Source organism: Kineosporia sp. R_H_3, from assembly GCF_002198675.1.
In the GTDB taxonomy this organism is placed as follows: domain Bacteria; phylum Actinomycetota; class Actinomycetes; order Actinomycetales; family Kineosporiaceae; genus R-H-3.
Genome location: NZ_MWLL01000085.1, coordinates 73,217 through 94,111, shown reverse-complemented (window position 1 = coordinate 94,111; position 20,895 = coordinate 73,217). Strand labels below are relative to the sequence as shown.

18 protein-coding genes are annotated in these 20,895 nt (G+C 73.8%); 5 read left to right on the top strand and 13 right to left on the bottom strand.

Annotation, left to right across the window (positions count from 1 at the left end):
* Positions 1–43 precede the first annotated feature (43 nt).
* The 4 genes from ECOMGDLI_RS06500 to ECOMGDLI_RS06485 all read right to left on the bottom strand — a co-directional run bounded on the left by ECOMGDLI_RS06500 (position 44) and on the right by ECOMGDLI_RS06485 (position 4,270).
* A complete protein-coding gene (locus tag ECOMGDLI_RS06500; protein WP_088315255.1) occupies positions 44–1,708 on the bottom strand; it encodes a sialidase family protein in 1,665 nt (554 codons plus the stop codon).
* A 268-nt stretch (positions 1,709–1,976) separates the two neighbouring features.
* Positions 1,977–2,609, bottom strand: a complete 633-nt coding sequence (locus ECOMGDLI_RS06495; protein WP_198954608.1) for an MBL fold metallo-hydrolase — start codon at positions 2,607–2,609, stop codon at positions 1,977–1,979.
* Positions 2,606–3,691, bottom strand: a complete 1,086-nt coding sequence (locus ECOMGDLI_RS06490) for an S-(hydroxymethyl)mycothiol dehydrogenase (RefSeq protein ID WP_088315253.1) — start codon at positions 3,689–3,691, stop codon at positions 2,606–2,608. The genes ECOMGDLI_RS06495 and ECOMGDLI_RS06490 overlap by 4 nt, the downstream gene beginning before the upstream one ends.
* Before the next feature lie 153 nt (positions 3,692–3,844).
* Positions 3,845–4,270, bottom strand: coding sequence for a hypothetical protein (locus ECOMGDLI_RS06485; protein WP_088315251.1), 426 nt, complete (start codon positions 4,268–4,270; stop codon positions 3,845–3,847).
* A gap of 247 nt (positions 4,271–4,517) precedes the next feature.
* On the opposite strand from ECOMGDLI_RS06485, the gene ECOMGDLI_RS06480 reads away from it, so the two are divergent.
* Entirely contained in the window at positions 4,518–5,021 is a 504-nt protein-coding gene (locus tag ECOMGDLI_RS06480) for a DUF3145 domain-containing protein (RefSeq protein ID WP_088288687.1), read from the top strand.
* Positions 5,022–5,106: 85 nt separating this feature from the next.
* On the opposite strand, the gene ECOMGDLI_RS06475 is transcribed toward ECOMGDLI_RS06480, so the two are convergent.
* The 8 genes from ECOMGDLI_RS06475 to ppk2 all read right to left on the bottom strand — a co-directional run bounded on the left by ECOMGDLI_RS06475 (position 5,107) and on the right by ppk2 (position 13,547).
* Complete coding sequence (locus ECOMGDLI_RS06475; RefSeq protein WP_143447546.1) at positions 5,107–6,735, bottom strand: MFS transporter; 1,629 nt, start codon at positions 6,733–6,735, stop codon at positions 5,107–5,109.
* Between the two features lie 74 nt (positions 6,736–6,809).
* The gene (locus ECOMGDLI_RS06470) at positions 6,810–7,436 is read right to left on the bottom strand and encodes a TetR/AcrR family transcriptional regulator (protein WP_088315249.1); all 627 of its coding nucleotides are present in this window, start codon (positions 7,434–7,436) and stop codon (positions 6,810–6,812) included.
* 132 nt (positions 7,437–7,568) lie between these two features.
* Entirely contained in the window at positions 7,569–8,819 is a 1,251-nt protein-coding gene (fabF, locus tag ECOMGDLI_RS06465; protein ID WP_088315247.1) for a beta-ketoacyl-ACP synthase II, read from the bottom strand.
* 114 nt (positions 8,820–8,933) lie between these two features.
* A complete protein-coding gene (locus ECOMGDLI_RS06460) occupies positions 8,934–9,182 on the bottom strand; it encodes an acyl carrier protein (RefSeq protein ID WP_088288690.1) in 249 nt (82 codons plus the stop codon).
* A gap of 124 nt (positions 9,183–9,306) precedes the next feature.
* Positions 9,307–10,335, bottom strand: coding sequence for a beta-ketoacyl-ACP synthase III (locus ECOMGDLI_RS06455; protein WP_088315245.1), 1,029 nt, complete (start codon positions 10,333–10,335; stop codon positions 9,307–9,309).
* Entirely contained in the window at positions 10,332–11,291 is a 960-nt protein-coding gene (locus tag ECOMGDLI_RS06450; RefSeq protein ID WP_088315242.1) for an ACP S-malonyltransferase, read from the bottom strand. The genes ECOMGDLI_RS06455 and ECOMGDLI_RS06450 overlap by 4 nt, the downstream gene beginning before the upstream one ends.
* A gap of 101 nt (positions 11,292–11,392) precedes the next feature.
* A complete protein-coding gene (locus tag ECOMGDLI_RS06445; RefSeq protein ID WP_233153340.1) occupies positions 11,393–12,574 on the bottom strand; it encodes a CdaR family transcriptional regulator in 1,182 nt (393 codons plus the stop codon).
* A 118-nt stretch (positions 12,575–12,692) separates the two neighbouring features.
* Positions 12,693–13,547, bottom strand: a complete 855-nt coding sequence (gene ppk2, locus ECOMGDLI_RS06440; protein ID WP_233153339.1) for a polyphosphate kinase 2 — start codon at positions 13,545–13,547, stop codon at positions 12,693–12,695.
* Between the two features lie 408 nt (positions 13,548–13,955).
* Between ppk2 and ECOMGDLI_RS06435 the strand changes: the two genes are divergently transcribed.
* On the top strand, positions 13,956–14,756 hold the full coding sequence (locus ECOMGDLI_RS06435; RefSeq protein ID WP_198954607.1) for a hypothetical protein: 801 nt from the start codon (positions 13,956–13,958) through the stop codon (positions 14,754–14,756).
* Between the two features lie 73 nt (positions 14,757–14,829).
* Here ECOMGDLI_RS06435 and aceE read toward each other — a convergent pair whose 3' ends face one another.
* Positions 14,830–17,577, bottom strand: a complete 2,748-nt coding sequence (aceE, locus tag ECOMGDLI_RS06430) for a pyruvate dehydrogenase (acetyl-transferring), homodimeric type (RefSeq protein ID WP_088315240.1) — start codon at positions 17,575–17,577, stop codon at positions 14,830–14,832.
* Between the two features lie 367 nt (positions 17,578–17,944).
* On the opposite strand from aceE, the gene ECOMGDLI_RS06425 reads away from it, so the two are divergent.
* The 3 genes from ECOMGDLI_RS06425 to ECOMGDLI_RS06415 are packed head-to-tail and all read left to right on the top strand — an operon-like array spanning position 17,945 to position 20,873.
* A complete protein-coding gene (locus ECOMGDLI_RS06425) occupies positions 17,945–18,412 on the top strand; it encodes a DUF3052 domain-containing protein (RefSeq protein ID WP_088315238.1) in 468 nt (155 codons plus the stop codon).
* Positions 18,409–19,365 (top strand): agmatinase, encoded by a 957-nt coding sequence (speB, locus tag ECOMGDLI_RS06420; RefSeq protein WP_088315237.1) that lies wholly within the window; start codon positions 18,409–18,411, stop codon positions 19,363–19,365. The genes ECOMGDLI_RS06425 and speB overlap by 4 nt, the downstream gene beginning before the upstream one ends.
* Positions 19,362–20,873, top strand: a complete 1,512-nt coding sequence (locus ECOMGDLI_RS06415) for an amidase (RefSeq protein ID WP_088315236.1) — start codon at positions 19,362–19,364, stop codon at positions 20,871–20,873. The genes speB and ECOMGDLI_RS06415 overlap by 4 nt, the downstream gene beginning before the upstream one ends.
* The last annotated feature ends 22 nt before the right edge of the window (positions 20,874–20,895 follow it).

Genomic DNA, 20,895 nt, shown 5'->3' with positions numbered 1-20,895 from the left:
GCGGCCCGTCGTCGGGGCACGCGGCAGCAGGTGCCGCGACGCCTCAGCGCTTCGCGAAGAAGACGTCCGGGTCGTTGCGGCCGGCCGGCCACAGCGAGTTCTTCACGATGTCGCGGTTGTCGCCCCAGGCGAGGTAGAGGCGGCCGTCGGTCGCGACGTTCGCGATGTAGTCGCCCATGTACCCGGTCGCGATCACGGGGTCGAACTGGGGGTTGTTGAAGACCCCGGGGAAGGCCTTCGTCGTGACCCGCTTCGTCGTCCAGGCCGTCCCGTTCCTGGAGTCGGACAGCAGCACGTCGACCGTGAGGTCGGGGTTCTTGTGGTACGCCGCGAGGTGCAGCCCGGCGGCGTCCGCGGACAGCGCCGGCTGGAAGTCCTCGCCGGCCGGCGAGGGTACCGGCACCGTCGCGCTCCAGGTCGCGCCGCCGTCCTTCGACGCCGACCACAGCGTGCGCGACGCTCCCGGGGCACCCTCGTTCCACGCCGTGACGAGGGTGCTGCCGAGGCGGGTCACGGTCGGCAGCGGCAGGTTGCGCGCCACCCGGCCGGGGCCGAGGTCGATGGCCGCGAAGTCGCTCACGGTGGCGACGACGACGGGCTCGCTGAAGGTCGCGCCGCCGTCCTTCGAGGTGACCGAGACGATGTCGAAGACCTCGGTGCCGCCCTCGCACGTGGGGTCGTCCACGGCGATGCGCACCGAGACGACCGTGAGGTCGCCGGTGGCCGGGTCGACGCTGGGCTGCGAGCCGATGTACTGGCCGAAGCTGCAGCTCGACGGGTCGCTCGTGATCTTGTCCGCGTACGCCAGCTGGAACGTCCGGCCCCCGTCCTCGGAGCGGGCGACGGGCAGGCCCGCGAAGAAGCCGCCCTGGCCGTCGTCCACGAAGTCGTCCCAGGCGACGTACACGGTGTCCTTGGCCGCGGAGGCCTTGGAGCGGCCGACCGTGAGGGCCTCCTTGTCACCGGAGTAGAAGAGCGCCGGGTCGTTGGGCGAGGCGTACACGGGCACCGTCCACCGGGCGCCGTCCTTCGACGTCGAGACGCCGATCTCCAGGCCGCCGGACTCGCCGCTGATGACGAGCTCGGAGTAGTAGAAGACGCCCTTGCGGTCCACCCCGAGCCACGGGTCGCCGAGGTTGACCTGCCCCGGTCCCTGCGGCAGGTTGCCCGCGTCGGTGAAGGTCCTGCCGCCGTCGGCTGAGTACGCGACCCCGGTGAGGTTCGCCGCCGCCGTGAGGAAGCCGCCGGGGTAGACGTGCTGGGAGTCGTTGAACCCGACGACGACCCGCTTGCCCTTCACGGCGATCGCCGTCTCGCTCTGGGTCGTCTGCTCCAGGGTCGTGTCGGTCCGCGGATCGTTGACGCGGACGTTCTGCAGGCCCGCCGACGCGACCGCGGCGCCGGCACCCTGCGTGGCCGCACCGGCCCGGCCGGCGGCGGGCTCGTCGCCCTCGCCGACGAGGCCGCCGGGGCGGTTCTTGCCGGCGAGGAAGCGCAGCCCGGCGAGCGCACCGGGGGAGAGGAACTCGCCGCGGCGCTCGAGCAGTGTCTCGGCGACCTGCTCACGGGTCAGCTTCGACGTGCCCGTCGCCGCGGTCGTCGGCGACAGCTGCGTCGCGAGCACCCCGCCCGCGACGAGGACCGAGGCCGTCGCCGCGGCGCCGACGCGGACCGATCTGCGGGCATGGAAAGGCGTACGTCCGGACATGTGGATCCCCCAAGCCGCCCGGCCCCCCGGGCGTCGACGGCGCCCGGTTCCCGTCCGGACGTCCGTGGACGACGAGGGTGGCCCTGCCGATCTTGCTCCGCAAGAACCGTCACGGATGGTTCGCGCGTGATCGTTACCAGATCGCAGGGCGGGCAGGGTCGCGAGCGCTCCGTACCGGGACCCCTCGTCCCGATCGGACGACGGGACGCCGCCGGTCGCCGTGCGCGACCGACGGCGTCCTCGGTGTCCGGGGCTGCGTCCGTGGGGCTCAGTGCCCGCGGGCCACCCACGCGTCGTAGTCGCCGGCCTCGGCGCCGATCGTCGTCGAGTCGCCGTGCCCGGTGAGCACGGTCGTCGTCGGTGCGAGCGTGAGCAGCCGGGTCCGGATCGACTCGAGGATCGTCGGGAAGCTCGAGAACGAGCGGCCCGTCGCCCCCGGACCGCCCTTGAACAGGGTGTCGCCGGAGAAGAGGACCTCGAGGTCCGGGACGTGCAGGCACACCGCGCCGGGGGAGTGCCCCGGGGTGTGGAGCACCCGCAGCGTCGTCCCGCCGACCTCGACGACGTCGCCGTCGGCGAGGTACCCGGGCTCGCGGTCGGGGTGGACGACGTCCCAGAGCATCCGGTCCTCGGGGTGCAGGAGGATCGGCGCACCCGTCGCGTCGGCGACCTCGCCCGCGGCGTTCACGTGGTCGTTGTGGCCGTGGGTCGACACGATCGCGACGACCTTCCGGCCGGCCACGGCGTCGAGGATCTTGCCCGCCTCGTGGGAGGCGTCGACGACGACGACCTCGTCGGCGTCCCCGATGAGCCACACGTTGTTGTCGACGTCGAAGTCCTGCCCGTCGAGGCTGAAGACCCCGCTCGTGACGACGTTCTCGATGCGTGCCCTGCTGCTCACAGGACCACGACCGACCGCAGGACCTCGCCGTGGTGCATCTTCGCGAACGCCGCCTCGACGTCCCCGAGGCCGACGGTCTCGCTGACGAACTTGTCGAGCGGGAGCCGGCCCTGCAGGTACAGCTCGATGAGCGTCGGGAAGTCCCGGGACGGCAGGCAGTCGCCGTACCAGGACGACTTCAGCGAGCCGCCGCGGCCGAAGACGTCGATGAGCGGGAGCTCGAGCGTCATCGTCGGGTTCGGCACGCCGACGAGGACGACGGTGCCGGCGAGGTCGCGGCCGTAGAAGGCCTGCTTCCACGTCTCGGGGCGGCCGACGGCGTCGATGACGACGTCCGCGCCGAAGCCGTCCGTCGCGGCCTGGATCGCCTCGACGGCGTCCTGCGTGGAGGAGTTCACCGTGTGGGTGGCGCCGAAGTCCTTGGCCCACTCGAGCTTCTTGTCGTCGATGTCGACGGCGATGATCCGGCGGGCGCCGACGAGCCGGGCGCCGGCGATCGCCGCGTTTCCGACACCGCCGCAGCCGATGACGGCCACGGTGTCGTCGCGCTGCACGTTGCCGGTGTTGATCGCCGCGCCGAGGCCGGCCATGACGCCGCAGCCGAGCAGGCCGGCGACGGCCGGCGCGGCGGCCGGGTCGACCTTCGTGCACTGGCCGGCGGCGACGAGCGTCTTCTCGACGAAGGCGCCGATGCCGAGCGCGGGGGACAGCACGGTGCCGTCCTCGAGGGTCATCTTCTGCGTGGCGTTGTGGGTCGCGAAGCAGTACTGCGGGCGGCCGCGCCGGCACGAGCGGCACTGGCCGCACACCGCCCGCCAGTTGAGCACGACGTAGTCACCGGGGGCGACGTCCGTGACGCCGGCGCCGACGGCCTCGACGACACCCGCCGCCTCGTGGCCGAGGAGGAAGGGGAAGTCGTCGTTGATGCCGCCCTCGCGGTAGTGCAGGTCGGTGTGGCAGACGCCGCAGGCCTGCACCTTCACGACCGCCTCGCCGGGACCGGGGTCCGGGACGACGACCGTCTCGACCGTGACGGGGGCACCCTTGCCCCGCGCGACGACGCCCTGCACCTTCTGCGACATGTCTCGCCAGCCCTTTCCGACCGGGAAGTCGGGTCAGCTCCGACCCGGCCACCCGGCAGGTGCCGGTGGCGTTCCGACCCTACTGGCGCGGCCTGCGCCGCGCGGGCCGACCGGTGATCGTCGCCGCGGCCGGACCGGTCGCCGCCCGTCCGCTCAGAACCGGAACGGGCGGGGCGGCGCGGCCAGGGCGGCCCGCGGGCACTCGGCGAGGGTCAGGTCCCCGAAGCCCAGCGCCTCGTCGCACAGGGACTCGACGGTGAAGCCGAGGGCGGAGCCGAGCTTGGAGATCATGACGCGGTAGATGGTGATCTCGTACTTCGTCGGGGTGCCGTACGCGATCTGCAGGCTGCCGACGAGACCGGTGGCGTCCTCCGGGCGCTCCCCGGGCCACGGCTGCTCGTACCGGGTCCAGCGGCTCGGCTCGGCGAGCCAGAGCCCGTCGGCGTGCACCGAGTTCAGCGAGAGCTCGACGAGGATCGCCCGGGCGGCCTCCTCCGGCACGATCGCGGCAGGACGGATCACCTCGGTGACGACGCCTTCGTCGTACGCCTCGTCCAGGCCGATCGGCTCCTGGTTCACGCGACCTCCCAGTCGTCCCTCCTGGTACCTCTCGGCGTGTCGCGGTCCGATCTTCACTCCGTGGTCGATGGAATACGGAACGTAGTTGTCGTTCTACCCAGAGTTTCGATGAGAAAGGTGGTGCGGGTGTGATCCGTGGTGCAGAATGGCCGGAGACAGGCGCCAGCATCATGCCCCTGCCAGCAAGGCTGCTCATCGGACGAGGTCGTTGGGGAAGACGCACCTCAACCCGGTGAAGGAGGCCCCCATGGCCGGTGCGACGACGCGAGGCGTCCTGTTCGTGCACTCCGCGCCGCGTGCGCTGTGCCCACACGTCGAGTGGGCCGCCGGCGGCGTCCTCGACGTGCGCCTGTCGCTGGACTGGATCCCGCAGCCGGCGGCGGCGGGGCTCTACCGCACCGAGCTCTCCTGGCAGGCCGAGCAGGGGACCGGGGCGCTCTTGGCGTCCGCCCTCCGCGGGTGGGCGCACCTGCGGTACGAGGTGACCGAGGAGCCGAGCCCCGGTGTCGACGGCGGGCGGTGGATGCACAGCCCCGAGCTGGGGATCTTCCACGCCGTGACCGACGTGCACGGCAACATCCTGGTGCCCGAGGACCGGGTCCGGCACGCCCTGGAGAGCGGGCACGGCGACCCGGCGACGATCGTGGCCCAGCTCGACCTCGCCCTCGGCAGTGCGTGGGACGACGAGCTCGAGCCGTTCCGGCACGCCGGGGACGGCGCCCCCGTGCGCTGGCTGCACCGGGTCGGCTGACCCGGGACCGCGCACCCGGGCCGCCCGGCCCGTACGACGCGCGAAGGGCCCCGACCGGACGGTCGGGGCCCTTCGTCGTGCGTGCTCAGTGCATCGTCACCTGGACCTGGTCGGTCGCCAGGTCCTCGTGCCGGACCCGGAGGAAGGCCACGACGAGCAGCCCCGCGCCGAGGATCATCCCGGCGGCGACGACGAACGCCGCCGTCGCGCCGGAGGTGAACGCCTCGACCTCGACGAGCGCCTTGAGCTGGGCGAGCTGGTCGGCCGGCAGGCCCGCGGCCGCCTTGGCCTGGAGGTCGGCCGCGAGCTCGGCCGCCTTGTCCGTGGCCGACCGGGACGCCACGGTGCTCAGGGTCGCCAGACCGATCGCGCCGCCGATCTGCTGCATCGTGTTGAGGACGGCGGAGGCGACCCCGGAGTCCCGCTTCTCGACGCCGGCCACGGCGGTGAGGGTCAGCGGCACGAAGATCAGGCCGAGGCCGAACGCCATCGTCACCATCGGGCCGAGCAGCCCCGTGACGTACTCCGTCTGCGGGGTGATCTGGGCCATCCACAGCATGCCCGCCGCCGCGATGAGCGCACCGGGCCCGGAGATCCACCGGGCGTCGACGCGGCTCACGAGGAACGAGCCGAGCTGGGCCGCGGCGATGATGCCCGCGCTGAAGGGCAGGAACGAGACACCCGCGCGCACCGGCGAGTACTCGAGCACCGTCTGGATGTAGATGCCGAGGAAGTAGAAGAGGGCGAACATCCCGGCGCCGACGACGAGCATCGCGAGGTAGGACGCCGCCCGGTCCCGCTGGGCGAGCACCCGGAACGGCATGAGGGCGTGGGCCGAGCGCGACTCGATGAGGAGGAACGCCACGATGAGCGTCACACCGGCGGACAGGTACAGCAGGGTCGCGGTCGTGCCCCAGCCCTTCTCCGCGGCCTGGGTGAGGCCGTAGACGAGGCTGACGAGACCGGCCGTCGCGGTGAGCGCGCCCGGCAGGTCGAACCGGCCGCGCTGGCGGGCCGACTCCGGCAGCACCATGGGCGCCAGGACGATCACGGCGATGCCGATCGGCACGTTGACGAAGAACGTCCAGCGCCAGTCGATCTCGGTGAGCAGCCCGCCGAGGATGAGCCCGATCGCCGCGCCCGCGCCGGACATCGCCGCGTAGATCGCGAACGCCCGGTTGCGGGCCGGCCCGGCCGGGAACGTCGTCGTCACGAGCGACAGCGCCGTCGGGGACGCGATGGCGGCGCCGAGCCCCTGGAGGATGCGCGCGCCGATGAGCTGGCCCTCGGACTGCGCGACACCGCCGAGGAACGACGCGAGCGCGAAGACGCCGACGCCGACCATGAACGTCTTGCGGCGCCCGAGCAGGTCGCCGGCCCGGCCGCCGAGCAGGAGCAGGCCGCCGAAGGCGAGCGTGTACGCGTTGACGACCCAGGACAGGTTCGCCTGCGAGAAGCCGAGGTCGGTGCCGAGCGTCGGGAGCGCGATGTTCACGATCGTCGCGTCGAGGACGACCATGAGCTGCGCGGTGCTGATGACGGCGAGCGCGAGGCCCAGGGCCCGGCGGCGGGCCGGTGCGACCCCGTCGGTGCCGCCGGTGGCGGCGTCGAGCTCGGCATCGAGCTCCGGGTCGAGGGCCGGGTCGAGCAGCGGGTCGACGGCGCCCGTGGGGGCGTCACCGTCGTGCCCGCCGGTGCTGGCGGAGGTGGACATGGTGCTCCTCGGTCGGTGCGGGGCGTGCTGGAGGAGCGCCGGACGTCGGTGTCACGGCGCGGGGTGGGCGTGGTTCAGTCCCGGGTCCCCCGGACCGCGGGCAGGACGACCTGGTCGACGACGCGCGCGACGAGCGACGCGAACGGCTCATCGGGGGTGCCGAAGGAGAGGCGGAACATGACGACCGCCGGGACGATCTGACCGACGAGCTCGAGGTCGACACCGGCGTCGATCTCCCCGCGGTCGCGGGCGCGTTCGAGCACGGCCAGGACGGTGTGCCGGCGCGGTTCGAGGAACCGGTCCCGCAGCGCCGCGCCGAGCGCGTGGTCGCGGTACATCGCCGTCGACAGACCGCACACGAGGTCCATCTGGCCGGCGTCGAGGACGCCGCACTTGTCGTCGGTCAGCGCCAGCAGGTCACCCCGGAGGGTGCCGGTGTCCGGCACCGCCGGCACACCGCCGTCCAGCTGGCTCATCGCGTCGGCGACGAGCTCGGCCTTGGTGGGCCAGCGCCGGTACAGCGTCGCCTTGCTCGCCCGGGCCCGGGCGGCGACGGTGTCGATGGTCAGCTTGTCGTAGCCGACCTCGCGCAGGACCTCGAGCGCGGCGTCGAGGATCTCCTGCTCCCGGTCCCCGCTCACTCGGGGCCGCGGCCGGGCGGTCGCCGGCTGCGGGCGGTCGACGTCGTCCGTCGTCGTCACGAGCGCCTCCTCCCGCCGTCCGGCCGGGGAGTCCCGCCGGACGAAACGAAACCGTTCCGTACCGTCGAGAGGACAGTACGGAACGGTTTCGTTTCATGCAAGCCCGACCACCCGGTCGGACGAACGCGACGGTCAGACGCTCCGGAAGGCCACGGCGACGTTGTGGCCGCCGAAGCCGAACGAGTTGTTCAGCGCGACGATGTCGCCGGCCGGCAGCGGCCGCGGGTCCTTGCGGACGACGTCGAGGTCGACGGCCGGGTCCGGGTCGTCGAGGTTGATCGTCGGCGGCGCGAGCCGGTGGTGCAGCGCGAGGACGCAGAAGATGCCCTCGAGCGCACCGGCGGCGCCGAGCAGGTGCCCGGTCATCGACTTCGTGGCGGAGATCGCGACGTGGTCGGCGTCCTTGCCCAGCGCGCCGCGGATCGCGTTGAGCTCCGCGAGGTCGCCCACCGGGGTCGACGTCGCGTGCGCGTTGAGGTGGACGACGTCCGCCGGCGACAGCCCGCCGGACTCCAGCGCGAAGAGCATCGCGCGCGAGGCGCCGGAGCCCTCCGGGTCCGGGGCGGCGATGTGGTGGGCGTCGGACGTCAGCCCGGCCGACACGAGCTCGGCGTAGATCCGGGCGCCGCGGGCCTTCGCGTGCTCCTCGGACTCGATGACGACGATGCCGGCGCCCTCGCCGAGGACGAAGCCGTCGCGGCCCGCGTCGTACGGCCGTGAGGCGGCGGCCGGGTCGTCGTTGCGCGTCGACAGCGCCTGCATCGCGGCGAAGCCGGCGATCGGCAGCGGGTGGATGGCCGCCTCGGTGCCGCCGCACACGACGATGTCGGCGCGGCCGCTGCGGATCATGTCCATGCCGTACGCCATGGCCTCGGCGCCGGACGCGCACGCCGACACCGGGGTGTGGGTGCCGGCCCGGGCGCCGAGCTCGAGGCTGATCGCCGCGGCCGGGCCGTTCGGCATGAGCATGGGGACGGTCAGCGGGAAGACCCGGCGCGGGCCCTTCTCCTTGAGCACGTCGTAGGAGTTGAGGAGGGTCCAGACCCCGCCGATGCCGGACGCGACGACCGCGCCGAGGCGCAGCGGGTCCACCTCGGGGGAGCCGGCGTCCTTCCAGGCCTCGCGCGCGGCGGCGAGGGCGTACTGGCCCGACGGGTCGAGACGGCGGGTCTCCACCTTCGCGAGCTGGTCCTCGGGCCGGACGGCGACCTCGGCGGCGAAGGTCACGGGGAGCTCGTAGCGCTCGACCCAGTCGTGCTCGAGCGCGCGGGCACCCGAGCGGCCCTCGAGGGCCGCCTGCCAGGTGGTGGGCACGTCCCCGCCGAGGGGCGTGGTCGCGCCGAGACCGGTCACGACGACCTTGGTCCGATTCTCGGTGGCCATGTGGGAGTCCTTCGCTGCTGTTCGGGCCGGATGGGGTCGGCGGCTCACGGGGGTGGCCGCGCGCCCGCCGGTGACCTNGACCTGGCCCTGCTCATCGGCTTCGGCGCGGGCCGGTCAGCCCTGGGCGGACTGGATGTACGAGACGGCGTCGCCGACGGTCTGGAGGTTCTTGACGTCCTCGTCGGGGATCCGGACGCCGAACTTCTCCTCCGCGTTGACGACGATCGTCATCATCGACAGCGAGTCGATGTCGAGGTCGTCCGTGAAGTTCTTGTCGGGCTGGACGGCGTCCGCCGCGAGACCGGTCTCCTCGTTCACGATCTCGGCGAGACCCGCGAGGATCTCCTGCTCGCTCAGTGCCATGGGATGTTGCTCCTTCGTCGACGTCCCGTCGCGGGTGCGGCGGGTGGTGGCGGTTCGTATCGTGCCGGTCCGTGGTGCGGTCCGCCGCGCAACGCGGCGGGGTTCTGTGGGGATCCTGCCGTGCTCAGGGCAGCTCGACGACCTGCGCCGCGTAGGCCAGGCCCGCGCCGAAGCCGATGAGCAGGGCCAGGTCGCCGCTCTTCGCCTCGCCCTCGGCGAGCATGCGGTCCATCGCCAGCGGGACGGACGCGGCCGACGTGTTGCCGCTCGTCGCGATGTCGCGGGAGACCGGGACGTGCTCGGGCAGGCCCATCTGCTTGACCATCGCGTCGATGATCCGGACGTTCGCCTGGTGCGGGATGAACGCGCCCAGGTCGCCGATCGCGACCCCCGCGGCGTCGAGCGCCTTCTGCGCGACCGGCGACATCTGCCACACGGCCCAGCGGAAGACGGTCTGGCCGGCCATCTTCAGCGCGGGCCACTCCTCGTGGCCGCTGTCGCGGTACTCGACCCAGGACTGCTTGTTGACGATGGCGTCCCACTGGGCGCCGTCCGAGCCCCAGACCGTCGGGCCGATGCCCGGGGTGTCGCTCGGGCCGACGACGACCGCGCCCGCGCCGTCGCCGAAGATGAACGCCGAGCCGCGGTCGTCGAGGTCGAGGAAGTCCGTGAGCTTCTCGACGCCGACGAGCAGGACGTGCCGGGCCGTGCCCGCGCGGATCATGTCGTTCGCCAGCGCCACGCCGTAGCAGAAGCCCGCGCAGGCGGCCGAGATGTCGAACGCGGCGGCCGGCGTGGCGCCGAGCCGGTGCGCGAGCAGAGTCGCCGCCGAGGGCGTCTGGTACGGGTGCGTCACGGTCGCCACGAGGACGACGTCGATGTCGGCGCCGGTGAGCCCGGCCCGCTCCAGCGCGACCCGGGAGGCCGCCTCTGCCATGTCGACGACGGACTCGTCGGGGCGGGCGAAGCGGCGGCTCTCGATCCCGGAGCGCTCGCGGATCCACTGGTCGGAGGAGTCGATGCGGTCGACGATCTCCGAGTTCGGGACGACGCGCTCGGGGCGGTAGCTGCCGGTCGAGAGGAACCGGGCGTACCCGGTGACGGGCGGGGCCGTGAGGCGGTGCCCGGTCGCCGGGACGGTGGTGTCGCTCATGCGGTGCCTCCGTGGTTCGCGACGAGGGTGCGGGCGGCGTCGAGGTCGTCCGGCGTCTTCAGCGCGACGATCTCGATGCCCTTGAGCGCGCGCTTCGCCAGCCCCGCGAGGGTGCCCGCGGGCGGCAGCTCGAGCAGTGCGGTGACGCCGAGGTCGGCGAGGGTGGCCGTGCACAGGTCCCAGCGGACCGGGTTGCTCACCTGGGCGACGAGCCGGGCGAGGGCCTGCGCGCCGTCGGTGACGGCCGCGCCGTCCGCGTTCGACAGCAGGGTCACGGACGGCGCCCCGGGGGTGATGCCGGCCGCGAGCGCCGCGAGGGTGTCCACGGCGGGTGCCATGTGGTGGGTGTGGAACGCCCCGGCGACCTGCAGCGGGACGACCCGGGCCCGGGCGGGCGGCTCGGCGCCGAACGCCGCGAGCTGCTCGAGCGTGCCGGCGGCGACGACCTGGCCACCGCCGTTGTTGTTCGCCGGCGTGAGGCCGTGCTTGTCGAGGGCCGCCGCGACCTCGTCCGGGTCGCCGCCGAGGACGGCGCTCATCCCGGTCGGGGTGACGGCGCTCGCGGCGGCCATCGCCCGGCCGCGCTCCCGGACGAAGGTCAGCGCCTGCGCCTGCGTGAGGACGCCGGTCGCGGCGGCCGCGGTGATCTCGCCGACGGAGTGGCCGGCGACGGCACCGGTACCGGCCGGCAGGCCCGTCCCGGTGTCGGGGGCGGTCGCCCCCGACGGGTCGGAGAGCGCGGCGAGCCCGAGCAGTCCGGCGGCGACGATGAGGGGCTGGGCGACCGCCGTGTCCCGGATCGTCTCGGCGTCGGACGTCGTGCCGTGCGCGACGAGGTCGAGCCCGGTCACCTGCGAGCAGACGGCGAGCCGGTCGGCGAGGCCGGGGACCTCGAGCCACGGGGCGAGGAAGCCGGGGGTCTGGGAGCCCTGTCCCGGGCAGACGATGGCGAGCACGTCTCAAGAGTTGCCGCTGGAGGCCGTGATCAGGCGCTCCGGCGGCGACGAACCTCCGGCAGCCGGTTTGGAGGTTTCCTACAAACCGGGGTCGGGCGGCGTCAGCGCGGCGGGCCGTCGGCCAGGCGACCTGCGGCGATGGCGACCTGGAGCACGAAACCCTCTCTCGGGTCGGCCGGGTCCCAGCCGGTGATCTCGCACACACGACGCAGGCGGTACCGCACGGTGTTCGGGTGGACGAACAGGGCACGGGCCGCTCCCTCGATGGACCGGCCGAGGTCGAGGTAGGCCGCGACGGTGTCGAGCAGGGGGGAGTCCTCGTCGTCCGTGAGGCGCCGGTAGGCCCGGTCGACGAGGGCGCGGCGGGCGGTGACGTCACCGGACAGGACGCGTTCGGGGAGCAGCTCGTCGGCGGCGACCGGACGCGGGGCACCGGGCCACGCGCGGGCCGCGACGAGCCCGGCGAGCGCGGCCCGGGCGGAGCGGCTCGCCTCGGCGAGGGTGGCCATCACCGGACCGGTGACGACCGGCCCGGGGCCGAACCGCTCGGCGAGCGCACCGGCCGCCGCGAGCGGGTCGTCGGCCCGGCCGAGGACGACGACGACCCGGTCGCCCTGGACGCCGACGAGGGCGTCCGCGCCGAGGTGGCGGGCGGCCCGGCGCAGGTCGTCGACGACGTTCTCGACCCGGCCCTGCGGCGTGGAGCCCACGACCACGGCGACCTTCTCGGTCTCGTTCCAGCCGAGCGCCGCCGCGCGGGAGCGCAGCCCGTCGTCCGCCTCGCCGCGCACGAGCGCGTCGACGACGAGGGCCTCGAGGCGGGCGTCCCAGGCGCCGCGGGCCTCGGCGGCCCGCGCGTAGATCTCGGCGGCCGCGAAGGCGACCTCGCGGGAGTAGCGCAGGACCGACTCGCGCATCCGCTGCTGCGGCGCGCCCGCGGCCTCGAGCGCGACCCCTTGCTCCTCGACGACGTCGACGACGACGCGCATGAGCTCGAGGGTCTGCTGCAGCGAGATCGACCGGGTCAGCTCGCGCGGGGCGGTCCCGAAGACGTCCGCGGTGATCTCGAGCTCGCGGCCGGGGTTGCCGTACCAGGTGACGAACGCGCCGATGCCGGCCTGGGCGACGAGCCCGACCCAGGAGCGCTCCTCGGCGGGCATCGCGCTGTACCAGGGCAGCCGCTCGTCCATCCGCTGGAGCGCGGCCGTCGCGAGCGTCCCCGCGGCCCGGCGCAGCCGGGTCAGGGACGGGTCGGACGCGCTGACGGACACGTCGCTGCTCACGGGTGGACTGTAGCCCCGCGCGGGCGCGCGCAGGCAGTGCCTCTTTGTGCCGATGTGACAACGGGCACACCTGTGAGCCCGGTCGGCGGGCGCGTCGGGAGAGCCGCCGGGCGGCCCCTCAGCCCTGCTTCGCGATGAGCGAGGCGGCGTGGTCGGGGACGCTGCGGAACAGCTCGCGCGGCGGGCGCTCGTAGTCCTTGGCCGGCGGCCGCGGCGGGAGCTTGACGACGGGGACGTCGACCCGCTGCCAGGGCAGGATGCCGAGGAAGTGCTTGATCATGTTGAGCCGCGCGTGCCGCTTGATCTCGGCCTCGACGACGTACCAGGGGGCCTCGGGCAGGTCGGTGTGGACGAACATCTCGTCCTTGGCGCGGGAGAACTCGACCCACTTGTCGCGGGTCAGCAGGTCGTTGGGGGAGAACTTCCACTGCCGCAGCGGGTCCTCCAGCCGGGAGCGGAAGCGGCGCTCCTGCTCCTCGTCGCTCACCGAGAACCAGTACTTCACGAGGTGGATGCCGTCCTCGACGAGCATCCGCTCGAACGTCGGGCACTGGTGGAGGAAGCGGCGGTACTCCTCGACCGTGCAGTAGCCCATGACGCGCTCGACACCGGCCCGGTTGTACCAGGAGCGGTCGAACAGGACGATCTCGCCGGCCGCGGGCAGGTGCGGGATGTAGCGCTGGAAGTACCACTGGCTCTTCTCGCGCTCGGTCGGCGTCGGGAGCGCGACGATCCGGGCGACGCGGGGGTTGAGGTACTCGGTGACCCGCTTGATCGTGCTGCCCTTGCCGGCGGCGTCCCGGCCCTCGAAGACGACGACGACCCGCTGGCCCGTCGTCTTGACCCACTCCTGGAGCGCGACGAGGTCGGCCTGGAGCGTGATGAGCTCGGCCTCGTACGCGTCCTTGGAGAGCTTCGCGACGCCCTTCAGCCGCCGTCCGTCGTCCTCGCGGTCGCCCTTGGTCTTCGCCACGCCTGCCCCTCCCGTGCCGTCGGCCGCACGGTGCGCGCGCGGTCCCTCGTCGAACCTCATCGTGCAGGTCTGCCGGGCGCAACCCCCGGACGTCGGTCCCGGGCGCGCCGGGCCGCCCGGGGCCGTCCGGGGCCGTCCCGGGNCGCACCGGTCGGCCGTCCGGTCGGCCGTCCGGTGCGCCGGGCGGGGCAACGTCGGCGGCCCGGCGCGCGTCACCCGTTCGGGCGAGGTCGTTCGCTCCTGTCGGGACCCGGGGCTAGGGTCGGGAAAAGGACGGAACCGGACGAGTCGCTCGAACAGCGGGGCGACGGCCTCGGGGGGCCGCTTCTTGGAAGGAACGACATGAAGGCTTTCGACCGTTTGAGAACGCTCTTCGCAGGGCGCACCACGGACCCGGCCGAGGCCCCCGTGGCGAGGCCGGAGGCCCCGTTCTCGGAGCCGTTGCCCGTCGACGCGGCCGAGGAGAACCGGCTCTGGGCCGTCCTGCGGGAGGACCCCAACGACGTCGTCGCGTTCGCGCAGCTCGCCGAGGTGGTCCGGCAGCACGCCGCCGAGGGGCACCCCGTCAACGAGCGGGTCCGGTCGGCGGACGACGCCGTCTGGTCGCTCGCGGAGGAGCTCGCCCACTCGCCGCGGGCCTGGTTCCCGCTCGTCGAGCTCGCCCGGCTCTCGATCCACGACGACCGCGACCAGGCGCTGCGCCGGCTCGCGACGGCGGCCGAGCGCGACCCCTCGGGGGACGCGCTCGCGACCGGGCTGCTCATGCTCCGGGACGCCGGCCTACCCGGTGACGCGCTCAACCTCGGTGTGGGCCACTGGCGGCCCCGGGAGCACGACCTCGAGGCCGGCCGCCAGCTCGTCGAGGCCGCCGTCGAGGCGGGCCGGGTCGGCGAGGCCCGCCGTCACCTCCAGGCCCTCGGCCAGCACCCGGACGCGCACGGGGCGGCTGTCCTGCGCCGCGAGCTCGAGCGGCTCATCGCCATCCGGTCCGGCGAGCCCGAGCCGCCGGCCGCGCCGCCGGTCGCGCCGCCGCCCACGGATCTCTCGCTCCAGGACACCCCCGGGCCCGGCTACGGCAGCGGCCCGGCGACCGGCCCGATCCGGCTCGGCCCGGCCGAGGGGGCGCTCGACGTCCGCGAGGAGGTCGTGGACCTCACGATGACCGACGCGCAGACGCCCGAGCAGCGCAGGTTCTTCCGCCGCAGCTGACCGGCCGCGGCCGGCACGCAGACCCGCCCCCGCCCCCGGAAGGGGACGAGGGCGGGTCTGCGTGCCCGGTGGGTCAGGCGTCGCCGCCCGAGGAGCCGGTGGTCCCGGCCGCGACGTCGAGCAGCCGGTACCGCTCGATCGCCTGGCCCGGCAGCGAGGGGTCGACCTCGCCGCGGACGGCGAGCTGCTGGAGCACCTTCGTGACGATCGACGGGCCGTCCACGAGGAAGAACCGGCGTGCCGCGGGCCGGGTGTCGGAGAAGCCGAACCCGTCGGTGCCGAGCGAGCTGAAGTCCTGCGGGACCCACTGCCGGATCTGGTCGGGCACCTGGCGCATGTAGTCGCTCACCGCGACGACCGGCCCGGGTGCCCCGGCGAGGCGCCGGGTCACGAAGGGCATCGGCGCCTCCTCACCGGGCCGGGTGAACGCGTGCTCGTCGCAGCGCATCCCGTCGCGGCGCAGCTCGGTCCAGCTCGTGACGCTCCAGACGTCGGCCGCGACGCCCCAGTCGTCGAGGAGCAGCTGCTGCGCCTCGAGCGCCCACGGCACGGCGACGCCGCTCGCGAGCACCTGCGCCCGGGGGCGCTGCTCGCCCTCGGGGACGTCCGCGGCCCGCAGCCGGTAGATGCCCCGGAGCACGCCCTCGACGTCGAGGTCGGCCGGCTCGGCCGGCTGGACGATCGGCTCGTTGTAGACGGTGAGGTAGTAGTAGACGTCCTCGGGCGACTCGCCGTACATCCGGCGCAGGCCGTCGCGCATGATGTGGCCGATCTCGTACCCGTAGGCCGGGTCGTAGGAGACGACCGCCGGGTTCGTCGCGGCGAGGATCGGCGAGTGCCCGTCGGCGTGCTGCAGGCCCTCGCCGGTGAGCGTCGTCCGGCCCGCCGTGGCGCCGATGACGAAGCCCCGGCACATCTGGTCGGCGGACGCCCACAGCGCGTCCGCCGTCCGCTGGAAGCCGAACATCGAGTAGAAGATGTAGATCGGCACCATCGGCTCGCCGTGCGTCGCGTACGAGGAGCCGACCGCGGTGAACGCCGCGGCCGAGCCGGCCTCGTTGATCCCGAGGTGCAGGATCTGGCCGGACTCCGACTCCTTGTACGCGAGCATGAGGTCGCGGTCGACCGAGACGTAGCGCTGGCCGTGCGGGTTGTAGATCTTCGCCGTCGGGAAGAACGAGTCCATCCCGAACGTGCGGGCCTCGTCGGGGATGATCGGGACGACGCGCGGGCCGAACTCCTTGTCCCGCATGAGGTCCTTGAGGATCCGGACGAACGCCATCGTCGTGGCGATCTGCTGCTTGCCCGAGCCACGGCGCGCACCCTCGTACGCGCTGTCGTCCGGGAGCTTGAGCGTCGAGCCCGTGACCCGGCGCTGCGGCAGCGCGCCGCCGAGCCGCGTGCGCACCTCGCGCAGGTGCTGGATGACCGGGTCGGAGTCGCCGGGGTTGTAGTAGGGCGGCAGGTACGGGTCGGCCTCGAGCTGCTCGTCGGTGAAGGGGATCCGCAGCCGGTCGCGCAGCATCTTGAGGTCGTCGAGGCTGAACTTCTTCATCTGGTGCGTCGCGTTCCGGCCCGCGAAGTGCGGGCCGAGCGTCCAGCCCTTGATGGTCTTCGCGAGGATGACGGTCGGCTGGCCGCGGTGCTCGCTCGCGAGCTTGTACGCCGCGAACACCTTGCGGTAGTCGTGACCGCCGCGGCGCAGCGACCAGATCTGGTCGTCCGTCATGCCCTCGACGAGCCGGCGGGTGCGCGGGTCGCGCCCGAAGAAGTTCTCCCGGATGAAGGCGCCGTCCTCGGTGCGGAACGTCTGGTAGTCACCGTCCGGGGTGGCGTTCATGAGGTTGACGAGCGCGTGGTCTCGGTCGGCGGCGAGCAGCGGGTCCCACTCGCGGCCCCACACGACCTTGACGACGTTCCAGCCGGCACCCCGGAAGTACGACTCGAGCTCCTGGATGATCTTGCCGTTGCCGCGCACCGGGCCGTCGAGCCGCTGCAGGTTGCAGTTGACGACGAACGTGAGGTTGTCGAGCTCCTCGAACGCCGCGATCTGCAGCGCGCCGCGGCTCTCGACCTCGTCCATCTCGCCGTCGCCGAGGAACGCCCAGACGTGCTGCTGGCTCGTGTCCTTGACGCCGCGCGCGTGCAGGTACTTGTTGAACTGGGCCTGGTAGATCGCGTTGATCGGGCCGAGGCCCATCGACACGGTGGGGAACTCCCAGAAGTCCGGCATGAGCCGCGGGTGCGGGTAGGACGGCAGCCCGCCCGTCGGGTGCGACTTCTCCTGCCGGAAGCCGTCGAGCTGCTGCTCGCTGAGCCGGCCCTCGAGGAACGCCCGGGCGTAGACGCCGGGGGAGGCGTGGCCCTGGATGAAGACCTGGTCGCCGCCGCCGGGGTGGTCCTTGCCGCGGAAGAAGTGGTTGAAGCCGACCTCGTAGAGCGTCGCGGACGAGGCGTACGTCGAGATGTGGCCGCCGACGCCGATGTTCGCGCGCTGGGCGCGGTGCACCATGACCGCGGCGTTCCAGCGGATCCACCGGCGGTACGCGCGCTCGGCGTCCTCGTCACCGGGGAACCAGGGCTCGTGCTCCGGCGGGATCGTGTTGATGTAGTCGGTCGACGCCAGGCTCGGCACCCCGACGCCCTGCTCCCGGGCGCGCTGGAGCAGCGCGAGCATGAGGTAGCGGGCCCGGTCGCGGCCGCGCTCGTCCACCGCGCCGTCGAGCGAGGCGAGCCACTCGGCCGTCTCCTCCGGGTCGATGTCCGGGAGCTGGCTCGGGAGCCCGTTGAGGATCGGTCCGGCGTCCTCGCGTGCAGCCACGTCTTCTCCTTGTCAGAGGTCCTCGTCGGGTGGGGCCGGGCCTCGTGAGCAGCACCTCACCGCGGGGTCTTGCACCCCATCCTCGTCCCCTGCCCGTCGATCGTCACATCTACCCCCCGGTAGCCCGATGGGTGGGACGCCGTCCCGTGCCGTGACGTACCCGTGACGCAGCCGCGACGGGTCGTCCGCGTGCTCGGCGGCCGGCCGGGACGGGGCCGTGATCGATAACGATCCGGGCCGTCCGACCCGGTCAATACCCGCGAATCGGCGCCAAACACTGCGGTCGGAGCCGCGACGCGCCGATGATCGCCCTGCGGGCGGTTGCGCTCGGCAGGTGGAGTGCAGTGCACTAGCGTGACGAATCGACATGGTGTTCGACCGGTCGAAGGAGGAGGAGGTCATCGAGGTGGGCACGACCGCGGAGTCCGCGGCGGATCAGTCCATGGCAGGTCGCCTGGGCTTCCGCCCTGGACAGGTGGTCCAGGAGTTCGGCTACGACGACGACGTGGACGACGAGCTCCGGCTCGCCGTCGAGGACCTGACCGGCAACGAGATGGTCGACGAGGACAACCAGGAGGTCGTGGACGCCGCCGTGTACTGGTGGCGCGACGGCGACGGTGATCTCGTCGACTCCCTCATGGACGCTCTGACGAACCTCGCCGAGGGCGGGGTCGTCTGGCTGCTCACCCCGAAGTCCGGGCGGCCCGGGCACGTCGAGCCCGCGGAGATCGAGGACGCCGCCCCGACCGCGGGGCTGCACGCGACGAGCACGATCAGCGCCTGCAGCGACTGGACGGGCACCCGCCTGGCCAGCCCGCGCAACGGGCGCAAGTGACGGCGGAGCCGCCCGTCGGACCGCCCTCAGGTCTGGAACGTCCCCGGTTCGCCGGGCCCGACACGTTCGCCCGCCTGCCCCGCCTCGACGAGGTGGGCCGGGCGGGTGTCGCGGTTCTCGGCGTCCCCTTCGACTCGGGGGTCTCGTACCGGCCCGGCGCCCGGTTCGGGCCGGCCGCCGTCCGCGCCGGGTCGAAGCTGCTGCGGCCCTACCACCCGTACCTCGACGTCCACCCGTGGGACGTCCACCAGGTCGCGGACGCCGGGGACCTCGCCGTCAACCCCTTCGACCTCGTCGCCGCGATCGAGCAGGTCGAGCGCGGTGCGCGCGAGGTGCTCGAGGTCGCCGGCGCCCTCGTCACGGTCGGCGGCGACCACACGATCGCGCTGCCGCTCCTGCGCGTCCTCGCGCAGCGGCACGGGCCGGTCGCGCTCGTGCACTTCGACGCCCACCTCGACACGTGGGACACCTACTTCGGCGCTCCCTACACGCACGGGACGCCGTTCCGGCGCGCGGTCGAGGAGGGCCTGCTCGACCTCGGGACGAGCGCCCACGTCGGCATCCGCGGGCCGCTCTACTCCGCCGCCGACCTCACCGCCGACCGCGAGCTGGGCTTCGCGGTCGTCTCGACCGTCGACGTCGCCCGGCGCGGGGTCGACGCCTGCATCGACCAGGTGCGCGAGCGGGTCGGCGGCCGGCCGGTCTACGTGAGCATCGACATCGACGTCCTCGACCCGGCCCACGCCCCCGGCACGGGCACCCCGGAGCCGGGCGGCCTGACGACCCGCGAGCTCCAGATGATCCTGCGCGGCTTCGACGGCCTCGACATCGTCGGGGCGGACGTCGTCGAGGTCGCCCCCGCGTACGACCACGCCGAGCTCACGACGATCGCCGCGGCGAACGTCGTCTACGAGCTGCTCGGCCTGCTCGCGCTGCGCGCCGGACGGCGGTGACCGGGCCGGTCGGCGGCACGGCGCGGGCCGTCGCGGACCGCGTCGTCACCGCCCGCCGTTGCGCCGAGGAGTCGCTGCGCCGGATCGCCGCGGCCACCGACCTGGGGGCCGTGGTGGCGCTGCGGGCCGACGAGGCGCTCGCCGAGGCCGACGCGCTCGACGCGCAGGTCGAGGCCGAGCACCGGCGGCACCGCACCCGCGCGGACGCCGTCGCCGCGGTGCTCGCGCGGTGGCCGCTCGCCGGTGTCCCCGTGCTCGTCAAGGACCTCGAGGACCTCGCCGGGCTGCCCACCCGGCGCGGTTCGCGGCTCTTCGCCGCGGCACCACCGGCCACCCAGGACGAGGTGGTCCCCGCCCGGTACCGGGCCGCGGGCGGGGTCGTCGTCGGCAAGACCGCGCTGCCCGAGCTCGCGATCGAGGGCTTCACCGCGTCGTCCGCGCACGGCGTGACCCGCAACCCGTGGAACCCCGAGCGTTCCCCGGGCGGCTCGAGCGGCGGGTCGGGCGCGGCGCTCGCGGCCGGGCTGGCACCGGTCGCGACGGCGACGGACGGCGGCGGCTCGGTGCGCATCCCCGCGGCGTTCTGCGGGCTGCTCGGCCTCAAGCCGACCCACGGGCTCGTCGGCCGCTGGCCGGTCGCGGACTGGGTCGACCTGTCGACGTACGGCCCGCTCGCGCACGACGCCGGCGACCTGCGGCTGCTGCTCTCGCTCATGACGGGCGTCGTCCCGGGAGACCCGGACAGCGCCCCGGCACCGCCCGACGTCGCCGACCCGCACCGCCGCGGGCACGACGGGCCGCCGGTCGGCCGGGTCGTCGTCGCCGACCGGACGTCCCCGCTCGGCCCGCTGCCGGACGGCGTCGCGGAGCGGCTGCGGACCGGCGCCGGGGCGCTCGTCGACCTGCTCGCCGCCGGCGGCCCGCCGCCCGAGGTCGAGCGGCTCGACCCGGCGTCCCTCTTCGCGGGCGTCGGCGACCCCGACCTCGACTGGTTCGTGCTCGCCCCGGCCGAGCACGTCGCCTCGCTGGCCGCGGTGCTCGGCGGCCGGGACGCCGTCGCCCGGCTCGTCGAGGCCGGCGACCTGCTCGACACCTCCACCCGGCAGTTCCTCGCCGACGGGCTCGCGGTGGACGTCGACCGGTACCTGGCCGCGCGGCGGCGGCGGACGGTGTACACCCGGGCTCTCGACGTGCTGCTCGGCGACGACGGCGTGCTCGTCACCCCGACCGTCGCCGTGGACGCGTGGATCGCCGACGGCCGGCTCGTCCGCGACGCCGGCCCGGGGCTCCTGCCGCCCGAGGTCTTCTCCACGGCGGTGCAGAACGTCACCGGGCACCCGGCGGTCAGCCTGCCGTGGGGGCTCGACGCCCACGGGGTGCCGTCCGGGCTGCAGGTCACCGCGCCGCGCTGGCGGGACGGTGTCCTGCTCGACGTCGCGGAGCGCTGGCAGGCCGCGCACCCGTGGCCCGTCGTCGCGCCCGGGTACGCGCCCTGGCCGACCTGGTGAGCGTCAGATCAGCCTGGCGAGT